Below are 17,987 nucleotides of genomic sequence, written 5' to 3'. Positions count from 1 at the left end.
GCCGGCCGCCCCCCTCATGCGGCCCGCCGCCCGCCCGGCGCGGTGCCGGCGGCGCCCCGCCGGGGCGCCCCGGCCGCCGTGCGCCGCCGGTAGACCACGTAGGGACGTACGAGGTAGCCGACCGGCGCGCTCCACACGTGGACGAGCCGGGTGAACGGCCAGGCGGCGAAGAGCAGACAGGCGGTGAGCGCGTGGAGCCGGAACAGCAGCGGGGCCCCGGCGATCGCCCCCGGCTCGGGGGAGAGGGCGAACAGCCCGCGGAACCACACCGACACGGTGGAGCGGTAGTCGTAACCGGCGCCGAAGACGTTGTGGGCGGCGGTGGCGGTGATGCCGAGCAGCACGGTCGCGGACAGCAGCGGGAAGAGGACCTTGTCGCTGCTGTCGGTGCGGAGCCGGATCCGGCGGCTCAGCAGCCGGCGGGCACACAGCATGCCGAGCCCGGTGACCATGGCGATCCCGGCGACCGAACCCGCCCACACGGCGACGGTGTGGTACGTGTGCTCGTCGATGCCGGCGGCCTCGGTCCAGGAGGCCGGCACCGCGAGACCGGCGACGTGCCCGCCGATCACCATGAACGCGCCGAGGTGGAACAGCGGGCTGCCCCGGCGCAGCCACCGGTGCTCCAGGAGCTGGCTGGTGCGCGAGGTCCAGCCGAACTGGTCCTGGCGGTAGCGCCAGACGTGCCCGACGGCGAACACCGCGAGACAGACGTAGGGGACGGCGACCCAGAGGAGCAGGTCGGCTGCGGAGGTGTTCATCGGTGGTCTTCCTGACGGTGCGCGGTGGACGGCGGCGCGAGGGTGGGCGGGGCCTGCTCGGGCGGGACGAACGAGCCCGGCGGCGCGAACTCACCGGCCCCGTAGGCCCCGTACGGGCCGAGCCCGACGTCCTCGTTCGGCGGGCCCTGGGCGGCCAGCTCGGCCACCGCCCGCAGATCGGCCTCGGTGGGCGGCGGCAGCAGCGCGGTCAGCGCCGCCAGGACGTGCCGGTAGGGGGAGTCCGCGTCGGTCAGGGCGCGGTGGATCAGTTCGATGCCGCGCCGGTGCTGGCGCAGCGGGGCCTCGCCCCGGCCGGGGCCGGTCAGGGCGGCGAACTCGAGGACGACCGGGAGGTGGTCGGGGAGTTCGCCGGCGTCGGTCTCCCAGCCGGCCGCGCGGTAGCGCTGGGCGAGGGTGAGCAGGGCCATGCCGCGGCGGCGGGTGTCGCCGTGCAGGTAGTAGGTGAGGTACAGGCTGCTCCTGCGGCGCAGGTCGAACATCTCGACGTAGTGCCGCTCCAGGGCGTCCGTCTCCTGTCCGGTGAACCAGGCGGTGAACTCGGCCAGGTGCCCGGCCGCCGGTGAGGGCGGCAGCGCCCCGACGGTCGCGGTGAGCACCGGCCGGGCGGCGGCGAGACCGGCGTCGGGGTACTGCAGCAGCAGCGACATCAGCCGCAGCAGCAGCGCCCGTCGCTCCGTCTCCTCGGGGGTGGGCGGCGCGGTGCGGGAGGTCCGGTCCGGGCGGCGCAGGGCGGCCCGGACCCGGGTGCGGACGATCCCGGGCACAGTGGCGGGCAGAGGGGTCACGGGTGGCCTCCGGCGGGGGTTTCGGTGGTGCGGCGGCGCAGGGTGGGGATGCCGAGCATCACGCGGCGGCCGTCGCCGGCCCCCGGCTCGCCGGCGGTCTCGACGGGGCAGCGGCTCTCCATCGCGGACAGCGCCGCCGCGTCCTCCTTGTGCGCGGCGGGGACGACGTACCGGTCGGCGTACTTGGCGACGGCGAGCAGCCGGTGCAGGTCCTCGGCCTCCCGCGCGGTCAGCCCGACGGCCTTGAGCACGGTCTCGTCGCCCTCCCCGCGGAGGCCGTACTCACGCATGTACGAGCGGAGCGCGGTGAGCTTCATCAGGACACCGCCGACCACATCGGTGTCCCCGGCGGTGAACAGCTCCGCCAGGTACTCCAGCGGGATGCGCAGCCGGGTGACGGCGGCGAACACGTGGTCCGGGTCGTCCTGGTCGCCGCCGGCCGCGTCGACGGCGTCGAGGACGGGGGAGAGCGGCGGCACGTACCAGACCATCGGCAGCGTGCGGTACTCCGGGTGCAGCGGCAGCGCCACCTTGTACTTCGACACCAGGGCGTACACCGGGGAGCGGCGGGCGGCGTCCAGCCAGTCCTCGGGAATGCCCGACTCCCGTGCGGCGGCGGCGACTTCGGGGTCGAAGGGGTCGAGGAAGACGTTCCGCTGCGCGTCCAGCAGGTCCTTCTCGTCGGGCGTGGCCGCCGCCTCGCCGACCCGGTCGGCGTCGTACAGCAGCAGACCGAGGTAGCGCAGCCGGCCGACACAGGTCTCGGAGCAGACGGTGGGCTGCCCGGCCTCGATGCGCGGGAAGCAGAACGTGCACTTCTCCGCCTTGCCGGTGGCGTGGTTGACGTACACCTTCTTGTACGGGCACGCCGTCACGCACATCCGCCAGCCGCGGCACTTGTCCTGGTCGACCAGGACGATGCCGTCCTCCGCCCGCTTGTACATCGCGCCGGACGGGCAGGCCGACACGCAGGCCGGGTTGAGGCAGTGCTCGCACAGCCGCGGCAGGTGGAAGAGGAAGGTCTGCTCGAACTCGAGCCTGACCTTCTCGGCCCACTCGCCCGACAGGTTGGGGTCGGCGCCGGCGTTCTCCGGGGCACCGCCGAGGCCGTCCTCCCAGTTGGCGCCCCAGGTGATGGCGGTGGGCTTTCCGGTGAGGACGGAGCGGGGCCGGGCGACGGGCATGTCGGGCCCGGCGGGGGCGCTGATGAGGTTGTCGTAGTCGTAGGTGACCGGCTCGTAGTAGTCCTCCAGGGACGGCAGGTCGGGGTTGGAGAACAGCGACAGCAGCAGCTTGACCCGGCCCCCGGAACGCAGGACCAGGCGCCCGCGCCGGTCGAGCATCCAGCCGCCCTTCCACTGCTCCTGGTCCTCGTAGCGGCGGGGGTAGCCGACACCGGGCTTGGTCTCGACGTTGTTGAACCAGGCGTACTCGACACCGGTGCGGTTGGTCCACGTCTGCTTGCAGGTGACCGAGCAGGTGTGGCACCCGATGCACTTGTCGAGGTTCATCACCATCGCGATCTGGGCCATGACGCGCATTGTCAGTACTCCACTTGCTGGCTGCGGCGACGGATGACGGTGACCTCGTCACGCTGGTTGCCGGTCGGGCCGTAGTAGTTGAAGGCGTAGGTGAACTGCGCGTAGCCGCCGGCGAGATGGGTCGGCTTGAGCAGCAGGCGGGTCAGCGAGTTGTGCATGCCGCCGCGCCTGCCGCTGATCTCCGTCTTCGGCACGTTGATGGTGCGGTCCTGGGCGTGGTACATGTACACGGTTCCCTGGGGCATCCGGTGGGTGACCACGGCCCGGCAGGCGACGACACCGTTGCGGTTGTACGCCTCGATCCACTCGTTGTCCTTGACGCCGATCTTCTCGGCGTCCTGAAGCGACATCCAGATGACCGGGCCGCCGCGGGACAGGTCGAGCATGTACTTGTTGTCCTGGTAGTTGGAGTGGATGGACCACTTCGAGTGCGGGGTCAGGTAGCGGACCGTGACCTCGGCCCGCCCGTCCTCGTGCAGCCGCTCGTCGCCGTACGCCCGCAGGGCGTTCAACGGCGGCCGGAACACGGGAAGTTGCTCACCGAGCTCGGTCATCCAGTCGTGCTGGACGAAGAAGTGCTGGCGGCCGGTGAGGGTGTGCCAGGGCTTTTTGTGCTCGGTGTTGATGACGAACGGGGAGTAGCGGCGCCCGCCGGTCTCCGAGCCCGACCACTCGTAGGAGGTCATCACCGAGCGCGGCTGGGTGCGGGTGTCGGCGAAGGTGATCCGCTCCGCCTCGCGTTCGGCGGCGAGTTCCACCAGGCCCTCGCTGCCGGTCTGCCGCTCCAGCTCGCGGAAGCCCTCGGTGGCCAGCCGGCCGTTGGTGGTGCCGGACAGGGCCAGGATCGCCTCGCACATGTCGGAGGCGCCGGCCAGCGACGGCCGGCCGGCGGCCACCCCGTCGCGGACGGTCCCGCAACGCCTGCGCAGGTCCTCGATCTCCCGGTCGGGGTGGACGGTGACGCCCTTGGTGGTGGTGCCCAGGGTGTCGAGGAGCGGACCGACGGCGCGCATCTTCTGCGCGACGGCCGCGTAGTCCCGCTCGACGACCACCAGCCTGGGCATGGTGCGCCCGGGCACCGGCTCGCACTCGCCGGTCCTCCAGTCCCGCACCACCCCGCCGGGCTGGGCGAGTTCGTCGGGGGTGTCGTGCGTCAGCGGCACCGCCAGGACGTCGGTGCGCGTCCCCAGATGCTCGGCGGCCAGCTCGCTGAACCGGTCGGCCAGGGTGAGGAAGGTGTCGTAGTCGGTACGGGCCTGCCAGGGTGGGGCGATGGCCGGGGTGAAGGCGTGCACGAAGGGGTGCATGTCCGTGCTGGACAGGTCGTCCTTCTCGTACCAGGTCGCGGCCGGCAGGACGACGTCGGAGAGCAGGCCGGTGGAGGTCATCCGGAAGTCCATGGTGACCAGCAGGTCGAGCTTGCCCTCGGGCGCCTCGTCCCGCCAGACCACCTCCCGCGGGCGCCCTTCCGGCGGGGTCAGTTCGGAGCGGACGTCCGCGTCCGTGCCCAGCAGATGGCGCAGGAAGTACTCGTTGCCCTTGCCGGAGGAACCCAGCAGGTTCGCCCGCCACACGGTCAGCACACGCGGGAAGTTGGCCGGGTCGTCGGGATCCTCGACGGCGAACCGCAGCCGCCCCGACTTCAGTTCGTCCACGATGTGCTCGGCGACCGGACGCCCCCGCGCCGCCGCCTCGTCCGCCAGGTCGAGGGGGTTGCGGTCGAAGCCGGGGTGACCGGGCGTCCAGCCCAGCCGCACGGCCTGCGCCAGGCAGTCGGCGAACGTCTTGCCGGCGAGCTTGCCCTCTCCCACCGGGGAGGCCAGCTCGTCCGCCCCGAACGCCTCGTACCGCCACTGGTCGGAGTTCATGTACCAGTAGGAGGTACCGGTCATGTGCCGGGTCGGCCGCTGCCAGTCGAAGGCGAACGCCAGGTGCTGGAAACCGGTGAGCGGACGCACCTTCTCCTGGCCGACGTAGTGCGCCCAGCCGCCGCCGTTGACACCCTGGCAGCCGGTCATCGTGGTCAGCGCCAGGAACGCCCGGTAGATGGTGTCGGAGTGGAACCAGTGGTTGGTGCCGGCCCCCAGCGCGATCATGGAACGGCCGTTGGTGAGCTCGGCGTTGCGGGCGAACTCCCGTGCGATCCGGGCCGCCTGCCGGGCCGGCACGGACGTGATCGTCTCCTGCCAGGCCGGGGTGTACGGCTCGCCGGCGTCGTCGTACGAGGACGGCCAGCGGCCCGGCAGACCCGGCCGCTCCACCCCGTACTGGGCCAGCATCAGGTCGAAGACGGTGGTCACCCGGCGCCCGCCGACGGTGCGCACCGGCACCCCGCGGACCATGGTCGTACCGCCCTCGGTGGCGCCCTCGTCGAAGCGGGGCAGCGTGACCTCGGCCGTCTCCACGGTCCGCTCCAGCAGGGTCAGTTCGGGCGTCACCTCGCCGAGGTCGAGGTTCCAGCGGCCCTGCTCGCCCTTGGCCCAGCGGAAGCCGAGCGAGCCGTTCGGCACGACCGGCTCGCCCGTGGCCGCGTCGATCAGGACGGTCTTGGCGCCGGCGTTCTCCTCCTCGTGGCCGAGGTCGGCCGCGGTCAGGAACCCCTCCGGGACGAGACCGCCGTCCGCGTGCTCGCGCAGGGTGATCAGGAACGGGGCGTCGGTGAACCTGCGCAGGTAGTCCTGGAAGTAGGGCACCTCGCGGTCGACGAGGAACTCCTTCAGGACGACGTGGCCCATGGCCATCGCCAGCGCGCCGTCGGTGCCCGGGTGCGGGGACATCCACTCGTCGGCGTGCTTGACGTTGTCGGCGTAGTCGGGGCTGACCGCGACGACCTTGGTGCCGTTGTAGCGGGACTCGGTGAGGAAGTGCGCGTCGGGCGTGCGGGTGACCGGGATGTTGGAACCCCACATGATCAGATAGCCGGCGTTCCACCAGTCCGCCGCCTCCGGCACGTCCGTCTGGTCGCCGAAGACCTGCGGGGAGGCGACCGGCAGATCGGCGTACCAGTCGTAGAACGACAGCAGAGTGCCGCCGATCAGCGACAGGAACCGGGAGCCGGCTGCGAAGGACGCCATCGACATCGCCGGGATCGGGGAGAAACCGGTGACGCGGTCCGGACCGTACTCCTTGACGGTGTGCACATGGGCGGCGGCGACCAGCTCGGCCACCTCGTCCCAGTCGGCCCGCACCAGCCCGCCCTTGCCGCGCGCCCGCTTGTAGGCGCGGGCCTTCGCCGGGTCGCCGGTGATCTCCGCCCATGCCGCCACCGGGTCGCCGAGCCGCTTGCGGGCCTCGCGCCACAGCTTCAGCAGCGCACCGCGTACATACGGGTAACGGACCCGGCTGGGCGAGTAGGTGTACCAGGAGAACGACGCCCCGCGCGGGCAGCCGCGCGGCTCGTACTCGGGGCAGTCGGTGCCGATCGACGGGTAGTCGGTGGCCTGGTGCTCCCAGGTGATGATGCCGTCCTTGACGTACACCATCCAGGAGCAGGAACCGGTGCAGTTGACGCCGTGGGTGGAGCGCACCACCTTGTCGTGGGACCAGCGGTCCCGGTAGAACCCCTCCCACTTCGGGTCGCCCGCACCGAACACCGCGCGCCCGTCGGACGAGACCTCACGGCGGTTCAGCAGCCTGCGCGCGGCCAGCGGCCAGGTCCCCGGTACGGGCTTCTGGCCCCGGCGTGCGCTCTGATCGTTCTCCATGGCCGACAACGCTAGGTTCCGGCCGCACGGGCGGCCTTGGGCCGAACGGCCCCGCCCGCTCCTCCTTCCGGCCCGTTCCCCGCCCACCGGCCAGGGCCCCTCGGTGCGCCCCTGCCTCCTCGTGGACATGGACGCGGCCGTGGTCACGGCTCCGCCTCCTCGTTCCCGTCGACGCGGAGCCTCGTCCTCGCCCGCGCGCCGGTCCGGCGACCGCCTCCCGGGTGAGGGCGGACGGCCCGCCCGCCGCGGGAAGGGACCATCGGCCCACCCGATCGGGACCGATCGGCCAGGGCGCCGGCCCGTCCCGGTGCACGAGGCTGGTGCCGACCGATCCGGAGGTATCCCGTGCACCACCGCAACCAGCATCCGTGCGGATGTGTCCCCCGCGATCTCCCGCCACGGGTGCTGCGCGCGGCACGGACCGGTCACAGTCCGGCCGCCCGGCCCACCGTCTGCCACGACTCCCGGGCGGCCGGACGAACACTCACCACGACACGGGACCGGAGGCGCCGGTGACCGGCGCACGCGCGATCCGCCGGCAGCACCAGGACGTCACCGACCGGCCGTTCATCGGCATCTGGGAATCCACCCGCGCCTGCCCGCTGGCCTGTCTGCACTGCCGCGCCGAGGCCGTCCCCGACCGCGATCCGCGCGAACTGGACACGGCCGCGGCCAAGGACCTCCTGGCCCAGGTCGCCGCGTTCGGGCAGCCCGCCCCGCTGTTCGTGATCACCGGCGGCGACCCGTTCCGGCGCCCCGACCTCAACGAGCTGATCGCCCACGGCAAGGAGGCCGGCGTCCGCGTCGCCGTGTCGCCGTCCGGCACCCCGACGCTCACCCCCGCGCGGCTGCGGGAGGCGCACGAGGCCGGCTCCGTCGGACTCTCCCTCAGCCTGGACGGCTCCACCGCGGAACTGCACGACGGCTTCCGCGGGGTGCCCGGCGTGTACGGCTGGACGCTCGACGCGTGGGACGCCGCCCGCGCCCTGGGCATGAAGGTGCAGATCAACACCACCGTCGCCCGGCACAACCTGCACGACCTGCCGGACATCGTCCGGCTCGTCCGCGACCACGGGGCGATGCTGTGGAGCGCCTTCTTCCTGGTGCCCACCGGACGCGGCCGACGGCTCGGCGAACTCACCCCCGCCGAGACCGAGGACGTACTCAACTTCGTGTACGACGTCGGCCTCACCGTGCCCGCCAAGACCACCGAGGCCCACCACTTCCGCCGGGTGGCGATCCAGCGCGAGATCCTCGCCCGGGCCGGCGACGATCATGTGGAGGTGCTGCGACTCGGCCCGCTCTACCGGGAGTTACGGGAGCGCTCCGCCCGGCTCGGCCTGGACGCCGGAGGACGGCGGGCCCGGCGCCCCCCGCTGGACGTCAACGCCGCCCGCGGCTTCGTCTTCGTGTCGCACACCGGCACCGTGCACCCCAGCGGGTTCCTCCCGCTGGGCGCCGGCAGCATGCGCACCCGCCCCCTGACCGAGATCTACCGCACCTCGGAGCTGTTCACCGGCCTGCGGGACCCCGCCCGGCTGGGCGGACGGTGCGGGAGGTGCGAGTTCCGCCGGGTCTGCGGCGGCTCGCGGTCCCGCGCGTACGGCGTCACCGGCGACCCGTACGCCGAGGAGCCCTGGTGCGGCTACCGGCCGGGGTCCTTCCCCCGTCGGCCCGAGCTGGTGGCGGCCCTGCTCGACACGCTTCCGGTCACCAGGGAGCGACGTGAACGACAGCCATGACGACAGCCATGACGACCCCTCCCGGCGGCCCGCCGCGGCCGGGGCGCACGGCACCGTGGAGATGAGGCGGCAGTGGACACCGTAGGACCGTGGGCCCTGGTGCGCTTCGCGCACGTGGCGGGCGCCGCGCTGTGGGTCGGCGGACAGCTCGCCCTGTCCCTGGTCGTCCTGCCGCTCGCCAGGCGCCTGCTCGCCCCCGACGCCAAGGACCGCTTCACCGCCGAGGCGGGACGCCGGTTCGGGATGCTCACCGCCGCCCTGTTCCTGCCGGTGCAGCTCGGCACGGGCATCGCCATGGCCTGGCACAAGGGCGTCACCTGGGCCTCTCTCGCCGAACCCGGCTACGGCGGCACCCTGGCCGCCAAACTCGCCCTGTTCGCCCTGGTGATGGCCGCCGCGGCCGGGCACGGCATCGCGCACGCGCGCCACCGGCCGGGCCCGGCCCGCGCCCTCGCCGTCGTCTCCCTCGTCGGCTCCCTGGGCGTCGTCCTCCTCGCCACCGCCCTGCCGGTCACCTAGCGCCCCGCGGACGGAGCCCCAGGGCCGCTCGGCGCGCGGCGAGGGACCGCCCGGCCCCTCGCCCCGCCCCCTGCGGTGACGGAGGGTGGAGGCCACGGGCCGGCCTCCGCACCGGAGGTTCCCCGGACAGCGAGGAGTCACTGTGCAGACCGAGGAGATGAACGCCACCGCACTGGAGACGCTGCTGGCCGCGGCGGTGGCGGCGCCGTCGATCCACAACACCCAGCCCTGGCGCTTCGGCTTCGACCCGGGCACCCGGACGGTCACGGTCCACGCCGACCGCAGCCGCGCCCTGGCACTGGCCGACCCGGACGGACGCGCCCTGCACCTGTCCGCCGGCTCGGCCGTCCTCAACCTGCGGGTCGCGGCGGCCCACCTGGGCTGGAAACCCGTCCCCCGCCTGCTGCCGGATCCCCGCGATCCGGAACTGCTGGCCACCGTGCGGCTGGCCGCCGCCACGGACCCTCCGCCGGCCTACCGCGCCCTGTACCCGGCCGTGGCGCGGCGCCACTCCAGCCGGATGCCGTTCACCGGCCGCCCGGTGCCCGAACCGGTCGTCACCGGCATGGCCGCCGCCGCGCGGGCCGAGGGCGCCCACCTGTACGTCCCGGACATCCTCCGCACCCGCCACCTGCTGCGGGTGACGGCGGCGGCCGAGCTGCGCAACGCCACGGACGAGGCCCGTACCGCCGAAAGCCGTTCCTGGGTCGCCCCGCCCGGGGCGGGCCCGTACGGCATACCGCTCACCGTCGCCCGCCCGCTGGACACCGCGGGACGCATGCCGATGCGCGACTTCACCGGCCGGGTCCCCGTGCCGGGGCGGCCGCGGATGCGGTTCGAACGGCACGTCCAGGTCGCCCTGGTGTGGACCGTCGGCGACCGGCCGCGGGACTGGCTCGCGGCCGGCCAGGCACTGGAGCGCGCGCTGCTGGTGGCCACCGCCCACGGGGTGCGGACCTCGCTGCTCCACCAGGCCATGGAGTGGCCGGACCTGCGGGAGGAGATGCGGGTCCCCGGCACCCGGTGGTGCCGCCCGCAGGTACTGATCCGCTTCGGCTACGGCCCCGGGGCGAAGGGCACCCCACGCGCCACGGCACGCCCGTCCGTCCCTCCGGTGCCGCCCGCCGTCCGGACCTCGGTTCCGGGACCGCCGGACCCCGACGGTGAGGACTGACGGCCCACTCGCCCACCGCCTCCCGCTGCGGATAGTGACTGCGGGACGCCGGGACACAGCCCGGTACCCGCGGCGCCGACTGATCCGGGCCGCACCGCGAACAGGGAGGACGGACGGCATGCTCCAGCCGTCGGACAAGTCGAATCGAGCACCGGAACCCGGTGCGGCCGTCACCGGCCGGGCCTGGCTGATGCTGGCCCTGGCCACGGCCGGTTTCGCCCTCAACTTCTGGGCCTGGGCGCTGCTCAGCCCCCTCGCCCCCCGGCTGAAGGACTCCTTGGACCTGTCGTCGTTCGAGCAGTCGCTGCTGGTGGCGGTCCCCGTCGTGGTGGGCTCCCTGGGCCGCATCCCGGTCGGCGCGCTCACCGACCGGTTCGGCGGGCGGGTGATGTTCCCGCTGGTCTCGGTGGCCACCATCGTGCCCGTGCTCTACCTCGGCCTGGCCGGGCACTCCTCGCTCGCCGGGCTGCTGGCCGGCGGCCTCTTCCTCGGCATCGGCGGCACCTCCTTCGCCGTCGGCGTGCCGTTCGTCAGCGCGTGGTTCCCGCCCGAGCGCCGGGGCCTGGCCATCGGCGTCTTCGGCGCCGGCATGGGCGGCACCGCGATCAGCGCCCTCACCACGGTCCCGCTGGTCGACGCCCACGGGATGGCCAACCCGTTCCTGATCACCTCCGCGGCGCTCGCCGTGTACGCGGTGGCCGCCGCCCTGCTGCTGCGCGACGCCCCCGGACGCACCGTGCCGGCCGAGCCGCTGGCGCGCCGGCTGGCCGCGACCCTCAGGCTGGGCATCACCTGGCAGGCGTCCGCCCTGTACGCGGTGGCCTTCGGCGGTTACGTCGCCTTCTCCGTCTACCTGCCCACCTACCTGAAGACCGGTTACGGCCTCGCCCAGGCGGACGCGGCCAACCGGATGGCGGGATTCGTGCTGCTGGCCGTGGCCATGCGGCCGGTCGGCGGCTGGCTGTCGGACCGCATCGGCCCGGTGCGGGTGCTCGCCGGCACCCTGGCCCTCGTGGTCGCCGGCGCGTTCGCCCAGTCGTTCACCCCCGGTCTGGTGCCCGCCGGCACCGTCGCGTTCCTCGCCATGGCCGCGGCGCTCGGCGCCGGAAGCGGCGCGGTCTTCGCCCTCGTGGCACTGCTGACCCCGGCGAACAAGGTCGGCTCGGTCACCGGCTTCGTCGGCGCGGCCGGCGGCCTCGGCGGCTTCCTGCCACCGCTGGTCATGGGCGCCCTGTACGGCGCGTACGGCTCCTACGCCGTGGGCCTGGTGCTGCTGGCCCTGGTGGCCGCCGCGGCCCTGGCCTACACCGCGACCGGCATACGCGGCGGGGTCACCGCCCGCGTCCCCGCCGGCCGGCCCAACTGACCGTCACCTCCCCGAGGAGCCACACCATGTGCGAGTACTGCGGCTGCCAGTCCCTGACGGCGATCGACGACCTCACCCGCGAGCACGACGCGGTGGTGGAGCTGATCAGCCGGGTCCGGGACGCCCACCGCGCCGGTGACACCGACCGGCTGGCCCGGCGGATCGGCTCCGTGCTGGAGCCCCACACCCAGGTCGAGGAGCACGGGCCGTTCCCCGCCCTCGCCGACGAGTTCCCCGAGCAGATGGCCGCGCTCGAGGCGGAGCACCGCCGCATCGAGGCCGTGCTGGAGGAGGCCGCGGCCGGCACGCCGCGGGACGTCACCTGGCCGGACCGGCTGCTGGAGGCGCTCGGCCTGCTGCGCGAGCACATCCTCAAGGAGCAGGACGGTGTCTTCCCGGCCGCGCTGGCGGTGCTGTCCACCGAGCAGTGGGAGGCGGTCGAGGCGGTGCGCGCCCGCGTCGGTTCGCGCATGGAACAGCCGGCGGGCTGAGACGCGCCCGTACCCCGGCCGGACAGCCGTCCGGCCGGGGTACGGGCGCGGGCGGCCGGGTCAGTCGCGGGTGACCTGGGGAGCGATGTCCTCGGTGTAACCGCGGGCCGGGGCGGCGGACTTGGACGCGGCGGCGGCCTTACCGGAGCCACAGAAGGAGGCGTCCAGCGTGGCGCCGAGGGTGGCGTTCACGGTTCCGTTGTTGGAGGTGTTCGCCAGGGAGGTCATGCTGCGGGCACCGTCACTGGTGGTGAAGGCGTAGGTGTAGTAGCCCTGGACGGTTCCGGTGTGGCCGTAGACGGTGGTGCCGCAGGAGAGCTTCCGTGCCCTGAGGCCCAGTCCGTAGGACTGCTTTCCGTCCGCGGTGACCGGGACCACGGCGGTCATCTCCTCCAACTGCTCGGCGGGCAGGAGCCTGCCGGACAGCAGCGCGGAGAAGAAGCGGTTGAGGTCCTTCGCGTCGGAGATGACCGCGCCCGCGGACTGGGCCCAGGAGACGGTCTGTTCGGTGGAGTCGACCAGCGGCAGCGTGGTGTCGTCCGGGCGGAGGTAACCGCGGGCGTAGGAGCCGGAGAGGGTCGTCCGCGGATGGACGTACGAGGTGTTCCGCAGCCGCAGGGGAGCGAAGATGCGCCGCTGGTACTGGGTGGCGACCGGGGTGCCGGTGAGGTGCTCGATCATCTGCCCCAGCACGACGAAGTTGGTGTTGGAGTAACTGTAGGCGGCGCCCGGCGTGTTGTTCAGGGGGCGCGCGGTGGACAGGCTGATGAGCTCCTGGTAGCTGAAGACCTTGTTCCGGACCGCCTCGAAACCCGGGACGGTGTTGTAGAACATGTCGTTGGTGTAGTCGTACAGACCGCTGCGGTGGCTGAGCAGGTGCCGCACGGTGATGCGGTCGTCGAGCAGCGGTTCTGGCAGGTAGTGGTTGGCCGGGGTGTCGAGGTCGACGCGTCCCTCGGCGGCGAGTTGCAGCAGCACCACCGAGGTGAAGGTCTTGCTGACGCTGCCCACGCGGAACCGGCGGCCGGTGTCCATCGCCGTGTGGGCGCCGGTGTCGGCCTCCCCGGTGGCGACGCGGTAGGTGGTGAAGCCCTCGTCGATCCGGGTGAGCGCTCCCGGGGCGCCCTGCGAGAGGGCCGTGTCGTGCACGGTGCGCACGGCGGTGAGGTCGGGGGCGGGCAGGGAGGAACTGTCCGCGAGGGCCGGAGAGGCCCCCAGGGTGACGATCAGGGTGGAGCCGGCGAGCAGCAGACTCACGTCTTTGATCCGCATCCGCATCTTTCTTGATGGTGGGGGAATCGGAGGACGCCCGCGGCTCCGGATCGACTCAACTCGCCTTTGTGATACGGAAGTCGGAGAAGTCACCGGCGGCCGGGGCGGTACCGGGGGCATCGTAGTGCACCTCCGGTCGCCCGCCGGGAACCCCGGTCACCGCGGCGTGGAGTTCCTCCGGACGCCCCGGACGGACGCCCCGGACGCGCCGGGTGGCCCGCCCCGTCGAGGAGCGACGGCGGCTCCGCTGCCGGTGTCCCGGCCGGGGGCCGCCGCCACGTCGCGGACCCGCACGTCGACGCCCCCACCGTGGCGAAGCGGTCGAGGGTCCGCTCGGTGAACCGGCCGTACTCCTTCGCCCGTCCGCGTCGGCGAAGATGACGACGGGGGCTGACCGTCCGAGTGACGGTCAGCCCCCTGTCCGGTGCTACTTGCTGAGCCAGAGGTCGGGACCGAACACCTCGTAGTGGATGTCCTTCGGGCCGATCCCCCGGGTGAGCAGGTCACCGCGGACGGCCTGCATGAAGGGCAGCGGGCCGCACAGGAACGCGCTGACGCCCTCCCGCAGCGACAGCCGGGTCACGTCGGCCCGGCCCTCGTGGACGTGGGGCGCCACCGGCTCCTCGGGCGTCTCGTACCACACGTGCAGCTCGGCGTTCGGAAGCCGGCCGACGAGTTCCTCCATCTCCAGGCGGTGCGCGTGGTGGGCGGGGGAGCGGTCGGCGTGCAGGACGGTGACGTGGCGCTCGGCCGAGGTGTCGGCCAGGTGGTCGAGCATCGACAGCATGGGCGTGACGCCGATGCCGGCGGAGGCGAGCAGCAGCGGGCTGTCGCCCTCGGGGAGCACGAGGTCGCCGAAGGGCAGGGAGACCCGCACGATGTCACCGGGGCGGGCGTGGGCGTGGAGCCAGGAGGACACCTCTCCCTCGGGCGCCCGGCCGTCGGCGGAGCGCTCCCGCTTCACGGTGATCCGCCAGGTCTTGCGGCCGGGGGCGGTGGAGAGGCTGTACTGGCGTATCTGCTTCGCCTCGTCGGGGAGTTCGACCTGGACGCTGACGTACTGGCCGGGGGAGAACGGCCCGGTGGGGTCGCCGTCGGGGCGGCGCAGCTCGAAGGAGGCGGCGTCGACGGACTCCTCGGTGCGCTCGGCGATCTCCATGTCCTGCCAGACGGCGCCGTCCTCGACCCCCGCGCCGGCGTACAGCCGTGCCTCCAGGGCGATCAGCGCGTTGGCCATGAGCCAGTACACCTCGTCCCAGGCGGCCGCGACCTCGGGGGTCACGGCGTCCCCGAGGACCTCGCCGACGGCCCCCATCAGATGCCGTCCCACGAGCGTGTACTGGTCGGACGTGATGCCGAGCGAGGCGTGCTTGTGGGCGATGCGCCCGAGGACGGCGTCGGGACGCTCACCGGGCCGCTCCACCAGCGTGGTGGCGAAGGCCGCGACGGCGCCGGCGAGGGCCTCGCGCTGGGCGCCGTTGGCCTGGTTCGCGCGGTTGAACAGGCTGCGCAGCAGATCCGGACGCTCCTCGAACATCCGGCGGTAGAACAGCTCGGTGATGCTGCCGAGGGAGGCCCCGACGGCGGGCAGCGTGGCCCGGACGACCGGGATCGACTGGGTGGAGAGCATCTTCTGGCTCCTTGATCGGCACTGATGTGCTGCGTGGATCGCGCGCAATCGCATGCTAGTTAATTGGTATCTCAGATACCTATTTAAGGGCGTGTGATCTGCGCGACTCTCCCCGCGCGCACCGCTCCGGCCCCGTCCGTGACGCGGACGGGGCCGGAGCGGTCGGTGCCGAGGAACGGTCATGGGCGCCTGCGGAAGGTGCGGCACGGCGTCGGACGATCACGCAGGACATGCGCGCGGGGCCGACGGGCGCGGTGAGCGGGCGAGCCCGTGCTCGAACCGGCCGACGAGGAGGAACCGGCGCGGCGGCCCCCTGTGCGCCCTGTGGCCCACCCGGCGCCCTCCGGTGGGTGGGCGGCCGCGGCTGTCCCGACTCGGTGGGGCAGCCGCGGCACTGCTCGACGAGGCGGTCGGTGCGGGCCTTGGCGACCGGCTTCCGCACCCGGCGGCTCGCACCGTTCTCCTGCCGCGGGGGAGGGCGCCGGCGGGCGAGGCGGGTGCCTCAGCCGAACTGGCCGGGCTGGTAGTCGCCGGCGGGCTGCTGGATGATGACGTTGATGCGGTTGTAGGCGTTGATGATCGCGATCAGGGAGACCAGCGCGGCGAGCTCGTCCTCGTCGAAGTGCTTCGCGGCGTTCGCCCAGGCCTCGTCCGTGACGCCACCGGCGGCGTCCGCGATGCGGGTGCCCTGCTCGGCCAGCTCCAGGGCGGCGCGCTCGGCCTCGGTGAAGACCTTGGCCTCACGCCACGCGGCGACCAGGTTGAGGCGCTGCTGGGTCTCGCCCGCGGCGGTGGCGTCCTTGGTGTGCATGTCGGTGCAGAAGCCGCAGCCGTTGATCTGGCTGGCGCGGATCTTCACCAGTTCCTGGGTCGTGACCGGCAGGACCGAGTCGTGCACCACCTTGTTCGCCGAGTTGATGTGCTTGAGAACCTTGCCGGCGAGCGCGTTGCCGAAGAGGTTGATGCGAGCGTCCATGGTGGGGATCCGTTCTTCGTAGTGCGGTTGCACCTTCATGACTGGACGGTGCGGCTTCTTGTGACAGCAATTCGACATGACGTGCGTCACATGGTCGGTGTTCGTGTGGTCCGGTCGGCTCGGCTGCGGGTGGTGCGCGGACGGTCCCTGTGCGGCCCGCCGCTCCCGGACGCTTGACGGCCCATGGTGCTGAAAATATCTTTCAGCTTCGAACGAGAAGCGGGAAGGAAATTTCGAAGACGCGCAGGCCCCCTCACAGCAAGGCATGACCGCACCATGAGCGAAGAGAACAAGCACCACGCCACCGCTGCCGCCCTCCTCCCCCTGGTCGGAGGCGCGCGGAACGTGACGTCGGTGGCCCACTGCATGACCCGTCTCAGGCTGGGGCTGCGCGACCGGTCCCTCGTACAGGACGAGCGGCTCAAGGCACTTCCCGCGGTCATGGGTGTCGTCGAGGACGACACCTACCAGATCGTGCTGGGGCCGGGAGCGGTGGCGCGCGTCACCCCGGAGTTCGAGGCCCTGGTCGAGGCGGAGCGGGCCGGGGCCGCGACGGCGTCCCCCGCCCCGGACCGCGGGGACGCCCCCGCGACGGCCGAGGCGCTCGCCGCACAGGGAGCGGCGCTCAGGGCGGAACGGAAGGCGAGGAACGCGACACCGTTCAAGCTGTTCCTGCGCCGGATCGCGAACATCTTCGTGCCGCTGATCCCCGCGCTCATCGGCTGCGGCATCATCGCCGGCCTGAACGGCCTGCTGGTCAACCTGCGCTGGCTGCCGGGAGTCACCCCGGCCCTGGCCGCCGTGGCGTCCGGGTTCATGGCGCTGATCGCCGTCTTCGTCGGCCACAACACGGCCAAGGAGTTCGGCGGCACGCCGATCCTCGGTGGTGCCGTCGCGTCGGTCATCGTCTACGCGGGAGTGGCGGACGTCGAGGCGTTCGGCCGGCACCTCGCACCGGGGCAGGGCGGCGTGCTCGGTGCTCTGGGCGCCGCGTGGCTCGGCGCGTACGTGGAGAAGTGGTGCCGGCGCCGGGTCCCCGAGGCGGTCGACGTCCTGGTGACGCCGACCGTCACCGTACTCGTGGCCGGACTGACGACCCTGTTCGGACTGATGTTCCTCGCCGGTGCGGTGTCCACCTGGATCGGTGACGCCGCCGACTGGCTGCTGTCCCACGGTGGCGCGGGCGCCGGGTTCCTCCTCGGGGGCCTCTTCCTGCCGCTGGTCATGCTGGGCCTGCACCAGGCCCTGATCCCCATCCACACGACCCTCATCGAGGGCGCGGGCTTCACCGTCCTGCTGCCGATCCTCGCGATGGCGGGCGCGGGACAGGTCGGTGCGGCGATCGCGGTCTACTGCCGGCTGCCGCACAACACCTCGATCCGGTCGACCGTCAAGTCCGCGCTCTGGCCCGGGTTCCTCGGCGTCGGCGAGCCCCTCATCTACGGCGTGTCCCTCCCTCTGGGACGTCCGTTCGTCACCGCCTGCGCGGGCGGGGCCTTCGGCGGCGCGTTCGTCGGTCTCTTCAACCAGCTGGGCACGGACGTTGGTTCGACCGCGATCGGCCCCTCGGGGTGGGCGCTGTTCCCCCTCCTCGACGGCGGCCACGGTCCGGCGCGGACGGTCGCCGTCTACGCCGCGGGTCTGATCGTCGGTTACGTGACGGGCTTCATCGCCACCTACTGCTTCGGCTTCACGAGGGCCATGCTCACGGAACTCGACGTGGCGCCCGCCGCTCCGCCGGAGGGCCGGGCCGCTCCCGCGGAGCGCGGGGCCCGGACGGCCGGATGACCGGCCGGGTCCCACGTGTGCGACACCGGGCGGCCGTTGCCCGGAGCCCGTTCAGGGGAGTGGTTCTGCCGCTCGGGGATGCCACGTAGGGGGACGACTCGGCCGGGTTCATCACCCATGTGATCCGGTCGATCCCGTCCGCCGACACCTCGACGGACAGCAGGGCCACGGCGTTCTCGCCGACGGAGACGAGCACGGCCGTCCACCCGGTGCCTTC

Annotated in this window: 13 protein-coding genes; 6 read left to right on the top strand and 7 right to left on the bottom strand. The window is 72.9% G+C overall.

Features of this window, described 5'->3' with window-relative positions; all coding sequences use genetic code 11:
* Positions 1-14 precede the first annotated feature (14 nt).
* The 4 genes from narI to ACH5AO_RS14420 are packed head-to-tail and all read right to left on the bottom strand — an operon-like array spanning position 15 to position 6,812.
* Complete coding sequence (gene narI, locus ACH5AO_RS14435; RefSeq protein WP_398924570.1) at positions 15-761, bottom strand: respiratory nitrate reductase subunit gamma; 747 nt, start codon at positions 759-761, stop codon at positions 15-17.
* Positions 758-1,567 (bottom strand): nitrate reductase molybdenum cofactor assembly chaperone, encoded by an 810-nt coding sequence (gene narJ, locus ACH5AO_RS14430; RefSeq protein WP_398924569.1) that lies wholly within the window; start codon positions 1,565-1,567, stop codon positions 758-760. Before narJ ends, narI begins: the two co-directional genes overlap by 4 nt.
* Positions 1,564-3,108, bottom strand: a complete 1,545-nt coding sequence (narH, locus tag ACH5AO_RS14425; protein ID WP_398924568.1) for a nitrate reductase subunit beta — start codon at positions 3,106-3,108, stop codon at positions 1,564-1,566. The genes narJ and narH overlap by 4 nt, the downstream gene beginning before the upstream one ends.
* Positions 3,109-3,110: 2 nt before the next feature.
* Positions 3,111-6,812, bottom strand: a complete 3,702-nt coding sequence (locus ACH5AO_RS14420; protein ID WP_398924567.1) for a nitrate reductase subunit alpha — start codon at positions 6,810-6,812, stop codon at positions 3,111-3,113.
* Positions 6,813-7,324: 512 nt separating this feature from the next.
* On the opposite strand from ACH5AO_RS14420, the gene ACH5AO_RS14415 reads away from it, so the two are divergent.
* The 5 genes from ACH5AO_RS14415 (at position 7,325) to ACH5AO_RS14395 (ending at position 12,104) form a co-directional block, all read left to right on the top strand.
* Complete coding sequence (locus ACH5AO_RS14415; RefSeq protein ID WP_398924566.1) at positions 7,325-8,554, top strand: TIGR04053 family radical SAM/SPASM domain-containing protein; 1,230 nt, start codon at positions 7,325-7,327, stop codon at positions 8,552-8,554.
* Between the two features lie 72 nt (positions 8,555-8,626).
* Entirely contained in the window at positions 8,627-9,073 is a 447-nt protein-coding gene (locus ACH5AO_RS14410; RefSeq protein ID WP_398924565.1) for a hypothetical protein, read from the top strand.
* Between the two features lie 142 nt (positions 9,074-9,215).
* Positions 9,216-10,247 carry an Acg family FMN-binding oxidoreductase gene (locus ACH5AO_RS14405; RefSeq protein WP_398924564.1) on the top strand — a complete coding sequence of 344 codons (1,032 nt, stop codon included), beginning with the start codon at positions 9,216-9,218 and terminating at the stop codon, positions 10,245-10,247.
* A 118-nt stretch (positions 10,248-10,365) separates the two neighbouring features.
* Positions 10,366-11,613: an MFS transporter gene (locus ACH5AO_RS14400; RefSeq protein ID WP_398924563.1), complete on the top strand. Its 1,248-nt coding sequence runs from the start codon at positions 10,366-10,368 to the stop codon at positions 11,611-11,613.
* Positions 11,614-11,639: 26 nt separating this feature from the next.
* Complete coding sequence (locus ACH5AO_RS14395; protein WP_398924562.1) at positions 11,640-12,104, top strand: hemerythrin domain-containing protein; 465 nt, start codon at positions 11,640-11,642, stop codon at positions 12,102-12,104.
* 60 nt (positions 12,105-12,164) lie between these two features.
* Here the strand turns inward: ACH5AO_RS14395 and ACH5AO_RS14390 are convergent, their stop codons facing one another.
* From ACH5AO_RS14390 to ACH5AO_RS14380, 3 genes are all read right to left on the bottom strand, one after another.
* The gene (locus ACH5AO_RS14390; RefSeq protein ID WP_398924561.1) at positions 12,165-13,376 is read right to left on the bottom strand and encodes a serine hydrolase domain-containing protein; all 1,212 of its coding nucleotides are present in this window, start codon (positions 13,374-13,376) and stop codon (positions 12,165-12,167) included.
* A gap of 427 nt (positions 13,377-13,803) precedes the next feature.
* A complete protein-coding gene (locus ACH5AO_RS14385; protein WP_398924559.1) occupies positions 13,804-15,006 on the bottom strand; it encodes a globin domain-containing protein in 1,203 nt (400 codons plus the stop codon).
* A gap of 502 nt (positions 15,007-15,508) precedes the next feature.
* Positions 15,509-15,982, bottom strand: a complete 474-nt coding sequence (locus ACH5AO_RS14380) for a carboxymuconolactone decarboxylase family protein (protein ID WP_398924724.1) — start codon at positions 15,980-15,982, stop codon at positions 15,509-15,511.
* A gap of 276 nt (positions 15,983-16,258) precedes the next feature.
* Here ACH5AO_RS14380 and ACH5AO_RS14375 point away from each other — a divergent pair, with 276 nt between their 5' ends.
* Positions 16,259-17,770 (top strand): PTS transporter subunit EIIC, encoded by a 1,512-nt coding sequence (locus ACH5AO_RS14375; RefSeq protein WP_398924558.1) that lies wholly within the window; start codon positions 16,259-16,261, stop codon positions 17,768-17,770.
* Positions 17,771-17,987 lie beyond the last annotated feature (217 nt).

Origin of the sequence: Streptomyces sp. NPDC018964, assembly GCF_044390325.1 — a bacterium.
GTDB lineage: Bacteria > Actinomycetota > Actinomycetes > Streptomycetales > Streptomycetaceae > Streptomyces.
Note: the sequence above shows the minus strand (reverse complement) of the source record. Positions and strands in the feature narration are given on the sequence as shown.